12 protein-coding genes and 1 riboswitch are annotated in these 13,612 nt (G+C 52.7%); all 12 genes read left to right on the top strand.

Going from position 1 to position 13,612, the window contains the following annotated elements:
- The first annotated feature begins 11 nt into the window (after positions 1–11).
- The 12 genes from plsY (at position 12) to glnA (ending at position 13,571) form a co-directional block, all read left to right on the top strand.
- Positions 12–596 (top strand): glycerol-3-phosphate 1-O-acyltransferase PlsY, encoded by a 585-nt coding sequence (gene plsY / locus NWF31_RS02985; RefSeq protein WP_258359024.1) that lies wholly within the window; start codon positions 12–14, stop codon positions 594–596.
- Position 597: 1 nt separating this feature from the next.
- Positions 598–1,605: an NAD(P)H-dependent glycerol-3-phosphate dehydrogenase gene (locus NWF31_RS02980; RefSeq protein WP_258359023.1), complete on the top strand. Its 1,008-nt coding sequence runs from the start codon at positions 598–600 to the stop codon at positions 1,603–1,605.
- Positions 1,606–1,790: 185 nt separating this feature from the next.
- A complete protein-coding gene (gene spoIVA / locus NWF31_RS02975; RefSeq protein WP_258359022.1) occupies positions 1,791–3,269 on the top strand; it encodes a stage IV sporulation protein A in 1,479 nt (492 codons plus the stop codon).
- 191 nt (positions 3,270–3,460) lie between these two features.
- On the top strand, positions 3,461–4,207 hold the full coding sequence (locus NWF31_RS02970; protein WP_258359021.1) for a FadR/GntR family transcriptional regulator: 747 nt from the start codon (positions 3,461–3,463) through the stop codon (positions 4,205–4,207).
- Between the two features lie 72 nt (positions 4,208–4,279).
- A riboswitch (SAM riboswitch) is annotated at positions 4,280–4,393 on the top strand.
- 84 nt (positions 4,394–4,477) lie between these two features.
- The gene (locus tag NWF31_RS02965; protein ID WP_258359020.1) at positions 4,478–5,764 is read left to right on the top strand and encodes a homocysteine synthase; all 1,287 of its coding nucleotides are present in this window, start codon (positions 4,478–4,480) and stop codon (positions 5,762–5,764) included.
- Between the two features lies 1 nt (position 5,765).
- Positions 5,766–6,884 (top strand): homoserine O-acetyltransferase MetX, encoded by a 1,119-nt coding sequence (gene metX / locus NWF31_RS02960; RefSeq protein ID WP_258359019.1) that lies wholly within the window; start codon positions 5,766–5,768, stop codon positions 6,882–6,884.
- Positions 6,885–6,944: 60 nt separating this feature from the next.
- On the top strand, positions 6,945–8,243 hold the full coding sequence (locus NWF31_RS02955) for a homoserine dehydrogenase (RefSeq protein ID WP_258359018.1): 1,299 nt from the start codon (positions 6,945–6,947) through the stop codon (positions 8,241–8,243).
- A complete protein-coding gene (thrC, locus tag NWF31_RS02950) occupies positions 8,240–9,286 on the top strand; it encodes a threonine synthase (protein ID WP_258359017.1) in 1,047 nt (348 codons plus the stop codon). The genes NWF31_RS02955 and thrC overlap by 4 nt, the downstream gene beginning before the upstream one ends.
- A 62-nt stretch (positions 9,287–9,348) precedes the next feature.
- On the top strand, positions 9,349–10,260 hold the full coding sequence (gene thrB / locus NWF31_RS02945; RefSeq protein ID WP_258359016.1) for a homoserine kinase: 912 nt from the start codon (positions 9,349–9,351) through the stop codon (positions 10,258–10,260).
- 11 nt (positions 10,261–10,271) lie between these two features.
- Complete coding sequence (locus tag NWF31_RS02940; RefSeq protein WP_258359015.1) at positions 10,272–11,489, top strand: aspartate kinase; 1,218 nt, start codon at positions 10,272–10,274, stop codon at positions 11,487–11,489.
- A 64-nt stretch (positions 11,490–11,553) separates the two neighbouring features.
- Entirely contained in the window at positions 11,554–11,892 is a 339-nt protein-coding gene (locus NWF31_RS02935; protein ID WP_258359014.1) for a LysM peptidoglycan-binding domain-containing protein, read from the top strand.
- Positions 11,893–12,149: 257 nt separating this feature from the next.
- Positions 12,150–13,571, top strand: a complete 1,422-nt coding sequence (glnA, locus tag NWF31_RS02930; RefSeq protein ID WP_258359013.1) for a type I glutamate--ammonia ligase — start codon at positions 12,150–12,152, stop codon at positions 13,569–13,571.
- Positions 13,572–13,612: the final 41 nt, after the last annotated feature.

Genomic DNA, 13,612 nt, shown 5'->3' with positions numbered 1-13,612 from the left:
GAGGGGGAAATATGTGGCTGCTGGCCTTGATACTGGCTTACCTCCTTGGTTCTCTTCCCACAGCTTTTATAGTAGGACGTTATATTTACGGGTTTGATATCCGGCGACGGGGCAGTGGCAATGTAGGTGCCACCAACGCTTTAAGAACCATGGGCACCATCCCCGGCCTGGTAGTTCTGGCCGTAGATGCATTGAAAGGCATGATCGCTGTCTGGCTGGGGCAGCTCATCGGCGGTCCCTGGCTGGCAGCTTTAACGGCCATGGCGGCCATAGCAGGCCACAATTGGTCTATTTTTCTCAAATTCCAAGGTGGCCGGGGTGTGGCAACGGCTGCGGGGGCTGTAATGGTTATGGCTCCGGTTGCCTTGTTTTGGGCGGTACTGGTCTGGGTTATAATTGTTATCTTTTCCCGTTACGTTTCTTTAGGGTCAATTACTGCAGCAGCCCTGGCACCATTTCTCGTGTTCTTTTTTCACCGTCCCTGGCCGTATATCCTATTTACCTTTGCCGGGGCAGCTCTCATTATTTACCGCCACCGGCCCAATATAAAACGTCTCCTGGCCGGAACAGAACATAAACTCGGGGAGCGAGGTTAATTTGGCAAAGACTATCGCCGTGATTGGTGCCGGCAGCTGGGGAACGGCACTGGCCGTTTTGCTGGCTCGCAAGGGTTTCCAGGTGAACCTGTGGGCCAGGCGGCCGGAAATTGTTTCTGAACTGGATAAAACTAAAGAAAATAAAGGATATTTACCGGGGGTAAAATTACCTGCCGGTATCAGGCCTGAACATGATCTCCGGACAGTCTCCAGGGGTGCAGACCTGGTAGTTTTAAGCGTACCTTCCCATGCTGTAAGGTTAACGGCGCGGCAGATAAAAAATTTTTTACCACAAGAAACAATAATAGTTAACACCGCTAAAGGATTGGAGCTAGAAACTAAAAAACGCTTATCGGAAGTCCTGGCCGAAGAAGGATTTAACCGGGTAGCGGTTCTTTCCGGTCCCAGTCATGCCGAAGAAGTTGGCCGCAGCCTGCCGACTACAGTTGTAGTGGCTGCTGCTGATAAAAACACGGCTGAATACGTTCAGGATATTTTTATAGATCCTACCTTTCGCGTGTATACCAATCCCGACTTGATCGGAGTCGAATTTGGCGGCGCGTTAAAAAATATTATTGCCCTGGCTACCGGGATTGCCGATGGCCTGGGCCTGGGAGATAATGCCAGGGCGGCTTTGATGACCAGGGGTATGGCGGAAATTACCCGGCTGGGCGTCGCCCTGGGGGGAAAAGCTATGACTTTTGCCGGCTTAAGTGGTATTGGTGACTTGATTGTTACCTGTACCAGTATGTACAGCCGCAACCGCCGTGCCGGGATACAACTGGGGCAGGGCAGGCCCCTGGCCGAAGTCCTGTCAGGGATGGGTATGGTAGTTGAAGGCGTACGGACTACGGCTGCAGCCAGGGAGCTGGCCCGCCAGCATAAGATCCGGATGCCGATTACCGAAGAGATTTACCGGGTTCTATACGAAGACAAACCGGCCCGGGAATGTGTGGCAACCCTTATGGAGCGTCCCCGCACCCATGAGGTTGAAGCAGGTATCTGGTAAGGATTTAAGGACCTGTACGTCAAGGCAGGTTCTTTTCTTTTAAGGGGGCGCATATATTTGTAAAAGGTTAAGGACCCAAATAATTTTAGGTCTTATTCTTGCCGCGATGTCATATAGATGTATTGTTAAAACATGCCAGCAAGAATGAACGGTAAACTAAATGGCCTGGGGAGGGAGAAGACGGGGTGGAAAAGCGGGACATTTTCCGGGATATAGCCGAACGTACCGGTGGTGATATTTATCTCGGTGTCATGGGTCCGGTACGCAGCGGCAAGTCAACTTTTATTACTCAATTTATGGAAAAACTGGTGTTGCCAAACATCAAGAATCCTAATGAGCGTGACCGGGCCAGGGATGAATTGCCCCAGAGCGGCGCCGGGCGCATGATTATGACCACCGAACCTAAATTTATTCCCAATGAGGCGGTAGAGATTACCGTTCGTGAAGGGTTAAAGATGCGCGTAAGACTGGTCGACTGCGTCGGCTATACGGTACCGGGAGCCCTCGGTTATGAAGACGGCGAAGGCCCCCGGATGGTCAATACCCCATGGTTTGAGGAGCCTGTACCATTCCAGGAAGCGGCGGAAACAGGTACCCGCAAGGTAATTACCGATCACGCAACCATCGGTATTGTTGTCACAACAGATGGTAGTATTACCGACATTCCCCGGGAAAATTACGTTGATGCCGAGGAACGCGTTATCTGGGAACTCAAGGATTTAGGCAAACCCTTCGTCGTTCTACTTAATTCTATTCATCCCATGGCCGAAGAGACACTTACCCTGGCCGGGGAGCTTGAGACCGCCTATGATGTACCGGTCCTGCCGGTGGACTGCCTGCAATTAAACGTAGAAGACATCCTGCATATCATGGAAGAAGCCCTTTATGAATTCCCGGTGGCTGAAGTTAACGTCAACCTGCCCCGCTGGGTAGATGAACTTACCGGTGACCACTGGCTCAGACAGCAGCTGGAAAATGCCGTCCGGGAGGCAGTAGGGGAGGTCCGGCGTTTAAGGGACATCAATGGCGCCATCGGGAGGCTAAATGAAAATGAATATGTAGCACGAGTATCCTTAAAAGATATGGATCTGGGAACCGGAACTGCCCATATTGACCTGTTTACCAGGGAGGGTCTCTTCTACCAGATCTTACGGGAAGCCAGTGGCCTGGACATAAGCGGCGATCATGATATCCTGCGCTGGATAAAGGAACTGGCCGGCATCAAAAAAGAATGGGACAAAATCGCGTATGGTATCCAGGAAGTACGCAATACCGGCTACGGTGTCGTCACACCCACCGAAGAAGAAATGGAACTGGCCGAGCCGGAACTCATTAAGCAGGGCGGGCGTTCCGGCGTAAGGCTTAAGGCTACAGCACCCTCTTACCACTTCATCCGTGCCGACATCACTACCGAGGTAACGCCCCTGATTGGGACCGAAAAACAGTGCGAGGACCTGGTGCAATATATCATGGAGGAGTTTGAAGATAACCCCAAGAAGATCTGGCAAACAAATGTATTCGGTAAATCACTTAGTGAACTGGTACGGGAGGGTATCCAGAGCAAACTGTACCGCATGCCGGAAAGCGCCCAGGTGAAGCTCCAGGAGACGGTAGAGCGCATAGTAAACGACGGCGGTGGTGGCTTGATCTGCATTATAATTTAGGAGCAAATGCAGGATACCGGGGATTTCCCCGGTTTATTTTACTAGTAACTATTCACGTGGCAGGGTTCTGAACTGTTTTGACCCATCTTTGTTTCCTTAACACCTATTCTAAATTATTTACTGCTCCCGCGAGATATGGTACAATTCAACAAGAGGTAAGACCACTTGTCCCAGGGTAGGAGCGATAAACTTTGAGCGATAATTTGACGGAAAGGCCTTTTAAGCCCATTTACCGCAATCCTAAAAGCGTTTATCACCGCGTAGTAGATGAAATAAAAAAAAGTATTTTCGAAGGGCGAATAAAGCCCGGTGACCGCCTGCCTGCAGAGCGGGAGCTGGCAGAAATGCTGGGCGTGAGCCGCACTTCCGTCCGGGAAGCCCTGAAAATGCTGGCTGCCGAGGGCCTGGTGAGCATTCGCCACGGGCAGGGGGCTTTCATCAGCGAACAGGATCCAGATGAGTACCTGAAGCGTTTTGCCAGTCATTTACCCGTCAACAGGGATACCGTTCTGCATCTCTTTGAAGTTCGTAAAGTCCTGGAGCCCCAGGCAGCCCGCTGGGTAGCGGAAAGGGCTGGCCAGGCCGATATCCAGGAACTGGCGAGTATGGTGACTACAACCAGGGAACACCTGGGGCGCTTGCGCAGCGGCCGCCTTTCCCTCCTTGCCGGGCACGATAGCAATTTCCATTACCGCCTGGCCCAGGCCACCGGTAATACCGTGCTGGTGCGCTTGATGCACAGCATGCTTGACCTTCTGGCCGATAGCCGTTCCCGCAGCCTGGCTATCCCCGGCCGCGGCGAGCGATCGGTGGATGAACACTATGAGATAGTAAAGGCTTTGCTTGCACGTGATGGCGAAGCGGCTGCAACAGCCATGTTCCGGCACCTGGAAGACGTGGAAGCGCAAGTTGCCGCTGCCTGGCGTGAGGAAAAATAAAAATCTTGACATCAGCTGAAACAAGGTTTATAGTGTATATCAAGCTGGCTTAATTGAATACAGGAAGTAAAACTCTTATCGAGAGAGGTGGAGGGACTGGCCCGATGAAACCCGGCAACCCGCATCCCGGTATTACGGGAGCGAAAGGTGCCAATTCCTGCAGGGCTTGGCCCTGAGAGATAAGGGGGGTAAGAAAGTATTGCCTCTTCTTATCGGAGAGGCTTTTTTATTCCCCCGCAGCCGGCTAAACAAAAAGAGAGGGGAATACTCATGTCAAAAGAACAGCACCGTTTTGCCACCCTGTGCATTCACGCCGGGCAGGAACCCGATCCGGCTACGGGAGCGCGAGCCGTACCTATTTACCAGACCACTTCCTACGTTTTTCGCGATGCTGATCATGCGGCGTCCCTTTTTTCTTTAAACGAAACGGGAAACATCTATACCCGGATAATGAATCCCACTACCGATGTCTTCGAAAAAAGAATGGCAGCCCTGGAAGGCGGTGTGGGAGCATTAGCTACGGCATCCGGACAGGCGGCTATAACCCTGGCCATTGCCAATATTGCCATGGCAGGTCAGGAAATAGTGTCTTCTACCAGCCTTTATGGTGGCACCTTTACTCTATTTAATTACACCCTGGCTAAATTTGGCATCAAAGTTCGCTTTGTCGATAGTACCGATCCGGAAGATTACCGGCGGGCCATTAACGATAACACCCGTGCCATCTATGTAGAAATCATGGGCAACCCAAAGCTGGACGTACCGGATTTGGAAGCCCTGGCGGACGTTGCCCACACGGCCGGCATCCCCTTGATTGTTGACAACACCTTTGCCACGCCGTATTTATGCCAGCCTATTGCCTTCGGTGCCGATGTTGTGGTTCATTCGGCCACCAAGTTTATCGGCGGCCATGGCACCTCCATCGGCGGGGTCATTGTCGACTCCGGCCAATTCAACTGGGATAACGGCAAATTTCCCGGCCTGGTGGAGCCGGATCCCAGCTATCACGGCCTCAGTTATCTGAAAGCCTTTGGCCCGGCGGCCTATATTGTCAAGGCCCGGGTCCAGCTCCTGCGCGACCTGGGGCCGGCATTAAGTCCTTTTAACGCCTTTCTTTTCCTCCAGGGCCTGGAAACCCTGCCTTTACGTATGGAACGCCACGTCGAGAATACATTGCAGATTGCCCGCTGGCTGGCGGAACACCCGAACGTATCCTGGGTAAGTTATCCCGGCCTGCCCAGTCATCCCTCCTATGAACGGGTGCAAAAGTACCTCCCCCGGGGAGCAGGGGCAATTTTGACTTTTGGTATTAAAGGTGGCAGGGAAGCAGGGAAAAAATTTATCAACAACCTGGAGTTGTTTTCCCTCCTGGCCAATGTCGGCGACGCTCGTTCCCTGGTCATCCACCCGGCCAGCACTACCCACCAGCAGTTAACTCCCGAGGAGCAAATGGCGTCAGGGGTAACCGAGGATCTGGTCCGCCTTTCCATTGGACTGGAAGATGTTAACGACCTCATAGCCGATCTAGATCAAGCCCTTTGCAGGAGCAGGTTATAGTATGGGAGATGTAGGTATTGTTGCTACCCGGTATTATAACTGGCCGGGAAGCCTGCGGTTGGAAAGCGGGGCCTATTTAGGCCCCCTTACCATAGCCTATGAAACTTATGGCGAACTTAACGCTGCCGGGGATAACGCCATCCTGGTCCTCCATGCCCTCACCGGCAGCGCCCATATTGCCGGCCGCCATTCCCCGGACGACCGGCTGCCCGGCTGGTGGGATCCCCTGGTAGGTCCGGGCAGGGCCCTTGATACCAGGCGCTATTTTGTCGTCTGCGCCAATGTCCTGGGTGGCTGCTACGGGACTACCGGCCCGGCAAGCATAAACCCGTCCAGCGGCAGGCCTTACGGCAAAGAATTTCCCACAATAACTATCCGCGATATGGTGCGGGCCCAGAAAATACTGCTGGATTATCTGGGTGTCAAACACCTGGTTGCAGCCATAGGTGGTTCCATGGGCGGTATGCAGGTCCTGGAATGGGGTTTTCTTTACCCGGAAATGGTAACGGCCATTATACCTATTGCCGTCGGCGGCCGGACGACGCCAATGCAAATAGCTTTTAACAATGTCCAGCGTGAGGCCATCTATGCCGATCCTGATTGGCAAGAGGGAAACTATTACGGTACCCCGGGACCCCAGCGGGGACTGGCCCTGGCCCGGCGAATAGGGACCATTACTTATAAAAGCGATATCTCGTGGACCATGAAGTTTGGCCGTACCCTGGTGAACCCGGAAAGATACTACCAGCTTGAGGGCCAGTTTGAAGTTGAAAGCTACCTGGCTTACCAGGGGAGGAAGCTGGTGCAACGCTTTGACGCCAATGCATATATTTACTTGACCAAGGCAATGGATCTCTACGATGTAAGCCATGGCCGTGGCAACTATGCTGAGGTATGGGTTAATTTACCCCGATGCCTGGGGATAGGCATTTCCAGCGATTTCCTTTTTCCTCCCTACCAGGTAAAAGAGATTGTCCGCCTGATTAATGCCGGCGGCGGTCGTGCCCGGTACGTGGAACTCAATTCTCCCTACGGACATGATGCCTTTCTTATTGAATTTAAACAGCTTGAAACTTTTATTAAATCTTATCTTACCAGGGAAATTCCTGCGAATGGATAAAAAGTATTGCTCAACGGTGAGGGTTACGGTAAAATTTATTATTATAAGGAGAGTGAGGGTGTGTCAGGACCAGTAAATATCGGCCTCTTGGGCCTTGGTACCGTTGGGAGCGGTGTACTTCGCCTCCTGGAACAGAACGGGGCCACCATCGCCCAGAAGTTAGGCCGGCCTTTAAAAATAAGCCGCATCCTGGTTCGGGACAAGCACCGGCTTCGTCAGGTAGAAGTTAACCCCGATTTACTCACTACCGATCCCGAAGCCATCCTGGCCGACCCGGATATCCCTATTATAGTCGAAGTTATGGGCGGCACCGGTGCTGCCCGGGAATATATCCTTAAAGCAATCAGCCGGGGTAAAAGCGTGGTTACGGCTAACAAGGATCTCCTCGCCCTTCACGGCAAGGAGCTTTTTGATGCCGCTGCGGCCAGGGGGGTTGATCTTCTATTTGAAGCCAGTGTGGGTGGTGGTATTCCCATTATTCGCCCGTTAAAAGAATGCCTGGCCGGCAACCGTATCCGCCAGGTAATGGGCATCGTCAACGGGACTACCAATTATATCCTCACCAAAATGAGCCGGGAAGGCCGGGATTTTGCAGAAGTCCTCCGGGAAGCCCAGTCTCTTGGTTATGCCGAGGCTGATCCGGCAGCCGATATTAAAGGTGATGATGCTGCCCGCAAAATGGCCATCCTGGCTTCGATCGCTTTCGGCACCCGCATTACTTACCCGGATGTTTACCGGGAAGGGATCAGCCACCTGACGGCCCAGGACATAAGCTATGCTGCCGACCTTGGTTATGCCGTTAAACTTTTGGGAATTGCCAGGGAAGACGAAGAGGGAATTGAAGTAAGGGTGCACCCGGCCCTGGTACCGTTAAACCATCCCCTGGCGGCAGTCAGCGATGTTTTTAATGCCATTTTTGTAGAAGGAGATGCCGTAGGAGAAACCATGTTTTACGGCCGGGGCGCCGGCTCCATGCCGACGGCCAGCGCCGTGGCAGGGGATATTATAGAAGCAGCCCGCAATCTTCAGTACAAAACCCGCGGCCGTATATCCTGTACCTGCTTTTATGAAAAACCCCTGAAACCTATAGGGGCAGTCATTACAAAGTATTACCTGCGACTGGTAGTTGTCGACCGGCCGGGAGTCCTGGCCAGTATTGCTGGCGTCTTTGGCGACCGGGAGGTTAGCCTGGCTTCTGTTATCCAGGAACGCATGATCGGGGAACTGGCCGAACTGGTACTTATTACCCACCGCGTCCGGGAGCAGAACCTGCAAGAAGCCCTTGACGTACTGGCCGGTCTGCCGGTCGTTAAAGAAATAGCCTGTGTTGTACGGGTAGAAGGAGGAGAGAAAGGTTGAGCTGGCCGGGGGTTATTCGGGCTTACCGGGAGTTCCTGCCGGTGACGGAGACAACTCCCTTGATTACTTTACAGGAGGGTAACACCCCCCTGATAGCCGCCGGGAATCTTTCCCGCGAGCTTGGTATAAAACTTTACTTTAAATATGAAGGGCTTAACCCCACCGGTTCTTTCAAGGACCGGGGCATGGTCATGGCTGTGGCTAAAGCCATGGAGGCTGGATCAAAGGCCATAATGTGTGCCTCGACAGGGAATACGTCAGCATCAGCGGCTGCCTATGCTGCCCGTTGTGGTTTAAAGTGCAGTGTACTTATCCCGGAAGGCAATATCGCCCTGGGAAAGCTGGCACAGGCCCTTTTTTACGGCGCCAGGGTAATTGCCATCCAGGGTAATTTTGATGACGCCCTGGACCTTGTACGCCGGATTACGGCCAAGTATCCCATTACCCTGGTTAACTCCGTTAATCCTTTTCGTATTGAGGGTCAGAAAACGGCTGCCTTTGAAGTTTGCGACTGGCTTGGCGAAGCACCTGATTTCCTGGCCATTCCTGTAGGTAACGCCGGGAATATTACTGCCTACTGGAAGGGCTTTAATGAATATTACCAGGCCGGCCGGAGCCATCTCTTGCCGAAGATGATTGGCTTCCAGGCTGAAGGCGCGGCCCCTATTGTGCGGGGTGAAGTGATACCCAATCCAGAAACGGTGGCCACGGCCATCCGCATTGGTAATCCAGCCAGCTGGCAGCCGGCCGTCCGGGCGGCGAAGGAATCGGGCGGTTTTATCGATTGTGTCAGTGATGAAGAGATCCTGGCAGCCCAGCGCCTCCTGGCTACAGCTGAAGGCATATTTGCCGAACCGGCTTCGGCTGCTTCCCTGGCCGGGGTGATCAAGTATGTTAATAAGGGTTATTTCCATCCAGGAGATCAGGTTGTATGTGTCCTTACTGGTCATGGATTGAAGGACCCCAATATTGCCATTAAGCAAGTGGCTGAACCTATATCCCTGCCTCCCGAGGAGGACCGGGTCCTGGAAATAGTCCTTTAGCTGCCTGGACTAACAGAAACCAACATGAGAAAAAAATATATAAAAAATAGGGTAGGATATTTATGCCACTGGTAAAGGTCCCGGCTACGACGGCCAACCTGGGACCGGGATTTGATACCCTGGGTATGGCCCTGGAACTTTACGATGAACTGCTAGTTGAACTATCCCCGGACCTGGAGATTACCGTAACCGGTGAAGGTGAGGCGACTATACCCCGGGGGCCGGAAAATATAGCTTACCGGGCGGCTATGGCCGTATTGAACCGGGCCGGTCGTCCGGAGGTTAAATTGAAAATAGAAATGCACAACCGCATCCCGGTAGCCCGGGGCCTGGGCTCCAGTGCAGCGGCACTGGTAGGAGGGCTGGTAGGAGCCAATGCCCTTCTCGAGGCACCATTAAGCCAGGAAGAACTGGTAAATCTGGCCACATATCTGGAGGGACATCCTGATAATGTAGCCCCGGCCATCTTAGGCGGCCTGGTAGTAGCCGCCAGGGATGGGGACCGGGTCTACTACCGGCGCCTGGAACCGCCTGCCGGTTTAATGACGGTGGTAGCCATTCCCCAGTTTACCCTGTCGACACGGGTATCCCGCGGTGTCCTGCCCACCAGGGTGGCCCTTAGTGATGCTGTTTTTAACCTCAGCCGGGTGGGCCTCCTTCTGGCCGCTGTCCAGGCAGGGGATTTAGAGCTAATGGGTAAGATGATGGAAGATAAACTGCACCAGCCCTATCGCCTGCCCCTGGTGCCGGGGATGGGGGAGGTTTTTAACGCTGCCAGGGAGGCAGGAGCGCTGGCTGTAGTTTTGAGCGGTTCCGGGCCTTCGGTAATTGCCTTTTGCCACGGCCGGAACCCTGCAGTAGGCGAGGCTATGGCGGCAGCTTTTGCCCATCACGGCGTAGCATGCACAATAAAAGAACTGGCTCCATGTTACCAGGGGGCCAGTGTTATACTTAATACCTCTAACTCCCTTTAAGGAGGTTTTTTATGGCACTTATAGTCCAAAAATACGGCGGGACTTCCGTTAATGGGCCTGAACGGGTCAAAAATGTTGCTCGCAGGGTGGTAGATACTCGTAGGGCAGGGAATGATGTGGTAGTTATCGTTTCGGCTCCCGGAGATATGACCGATGATTTAATTGCCATGGCTCACGAGATCAGCACCAATCCACCGGCCCGGGAAATGGACATGCTTTTGGCCACAGGGGAGCAGACCTCTATAGCCCTGCTAGCTATGGCCATCCATGAACTCGGGGAACCGGTAATTTCCCTGACAGGGCCCCAGGTGGGCATTTTAACCGATAAAGTCCACACTAAAGCCCGGATCCTGGAGGTTAGCTGTGACCGCTTGCGGCTGGAATTGGAGCAGGGCAAAATCGTCATTGTCGCCGGTTTCCAGGGCAGAACCGAAGATAATGAAATAACGACCCTGGGTCGAGGTGGTTCGGATACGACGGCAGTGGCTGTCGCTGCTGCCCTGAAGGCTGACGTTTGCCAGATTTATACCGATGTGGACGGTGTCTATACGGCAGATCCCCGGATAGTGCCGGCAGCCAGGAAACTCCCGGTTATCTCCTACGACGAAATGCTGGAACTGGCCAGCCTCGGAGCCCAGGTGCTGCAGCCACGCTCCGTGGAATTTGGCAAATTAAACCACGTAGTTTTAGAGGTACGCTCCAGCTTTAACTATAATGAAGGAACTCTGGTGAAAGAGGTGAACGAAATGGAAAAGAAAATGGTGGTCAGCGGTGTAGCCGGCGATCGTAACGTAGCACGGATAGCCCTGCACGATGTTCCCGACCGGCCGGGGATTGCTAAAGCCTTATTCGTTGCCCTGGCCAAAGAAAGCATTAATGTCGATATGATCGTCCAGAGTGCCATGCGGGATGGCATAAATGATATTGCCTTCACTGTGGGCCGCAATGATCTCCGCAAGGCAGTAGAGGTTACGGAGAGGGTACGTGCTGAGATCGGTGCCAGTAAGGTAACTTTTAATGATAAAGTGGCCAAGGTGTCCATTGTCGGTGCCGGTATGATTACCAACCCCGGCGTGGCCGCCGATATGTTTGCCTGCCTGGCAGAAGAAGGGATCAATATTCACATGATCAGTACCTCCGAAATCAAGGTTTCCTGTATCATTGATGAAGAGCACCTGACCAGAGCTATGCAGGCCCTTCACACCCGCTTTGGTCTGGATAAAGAATAACCCGGGTTTCATTTTTCAGCGCCCACGCATAAAATGCAGAAAAACCTGCAAGGAGTGATTATGTGTGGGCCTGTTACAAATACCATGCCCCTCCGGTCGTTACTGGCGAGTGGAGCCAGGGGATACCCTTTACCTTATAGCTTTACGGATTGGTACTACGGTTGCCGAACTTGAACGCCTGAATCCCGGAATTGATCCTTATAATTTACAAATTGGTCACCTGCTTTGCCTTCCACCGGAACAGCCCTGTACCTCAGGCGTTTACTGGCAGGTATCTCCCGGTGACACCCTGTACAGCATTGCCCGGGCCACCGGGACGACGGTAGAAAAGTTGCTAGAACTAAATCCCCATGTAGATCCCTATAATCTCCAGGTCGGCCAGAATATCTGCCTGCCAGGGTAAATTGCTGAATTTGTGCTTGCAAAAAATTTAATTGTGGTATATATTAATAGCAAAGGGCAAGGGTGTCCTTAAAATTATTTAATCAAACGGCGATGGATGCCAGAGTGAGCAAAGACGCTCCAGGGGTAAAAACCCCGATGGGGCGTCTTTCTTTTTTCCTAGAACAGAGGGAGGTGTAAGGAATAGCTTGTTCCTAAGAGGACGAAAATGGTAGACCAAGACTATAATTTAATAATGAAAGGGGTTTCTCCAAGAGTATGACGGCAAAAGAAGTCCTCGCCATGGCCAGGGAAAACAATGTCCAGATGGTTGACCTGAAATTTATCGACCTGCCCGGCACATGGCAGCATTTCACGGTCCCCATAGAAGTGTTTGGGGAAGAGGTTTTTACCAGCGGCGTAGGTTTTGACGGTTCCAGTATCCGCGGCTTTAAAACCATCAATGAGAGCGACATGATCCTCATTCCCGATCCGGGAACAGCCTTTATCGATCCCTTTTGCGAAATCCCGACATTGAGCCTGATCTGTAATGTCTATGATCCGGTTACCGGTAAAAACTACAATCGCGATCCCCGCTTTATAGCCCAGAATGCGGAGGCCTACCTCAAAGAAACGGGTATTGCCGATACCAGTTTCTGGGGCCCGGAGGCCGAGTTTTTCATCCTCGATCACGTTCGTTTTGATCACAGCCAGTATGCCGGCTACTACTTCATTGACTCCATAGAAGGGTTCTGGAATTCGGGAGCGGAAATGAACGGCCATCCCAACCTTGGCTACCGGCCGCGCTATAAGGAAGGGTATTTCCCTGTTCCCCCTACTGATACCCTGCAAAACCTGCGTACAGAAATGGTGTTACTGCTCAAAGAGATGGGCATCGCCGTGGAAGCCCATCACCATGAGGTGGCCACGGCCGGCCAGGGTGAGATTGATATGAAGTACGCTCCCCTCACCCGGATGGCCGACCAGCTAATGATGTTTAAATATGTTGTGAAAAACGTAGCCATCAAGCATAATAAAACGGCTACCTTTATGCCCAAGCCGGTATTCCAGGATAACGGCTCGGGGATGCACGTTCACCAGAGCCTGTGGAAGGACGGCCAGCCATTATTCTTTGATGCCGGTGGCTACGCCGGCTTAAGCGAACTTGCCCTTTATTATATCGGCGGGCTGTTAAAGCACGCCCCGGCCCTGGCGGCCTTCTGCAGCCCCACCACCAATTCTTTCAAGCGGCTGGTGCCCGGCTTTGAAGCCCCGGTGAACCTGGTTTACTCCCAGCGCAACCGCAGCGCGGCCATCCGTATTCCCATGTATTCCAACAGCCCGAACTCCAAGAGAATCGAATACCGGCCGCCAGATCCTTCCTGCAACCCCTACCTTGCCTTTGCCGCCCTTTTAATGGCCGGTATCGATGGGATTAAAAACAAAATTCATCCGGGTGATCCCCTGGATAAAGACATCTACGATTTACCGCCGGAAGAAGCAGCCAAGATAAGCTCCCTGCCCGGCTCCCTGGAAGAAGCAATTGCCGCCCTGCAAAAAGACCACGAGTTTTTACTCCAGGGTGGCGTCTTTGACGAGGACCTCATCAATAGCTGGATTGAATACAAAACGAAAAAGGAAATTAGCCAGATTAAACTCCGGCCCCATCCCTATGAGTTTGTCCTGTACTACGATATTTAAGCAAAGTTCTTCATCCTGCCCTGCTGCCAGTAAGGGCAGGG

The sequence above is a fragment of the Neomoorella sulfitireducens genome (assembly GCF_024733845.1).
In the GTDB taxonomy this organism is placed as follows: domain Bacteria; phylum Bacillota; class DSM-521; order Neomoorellales; family Neomoorellaceae; genus Neomoorella; species Neomoorella sulfitireducens.
This window is presented reverse-complemented; position numbering and strand designations above follow the sequence as displayed.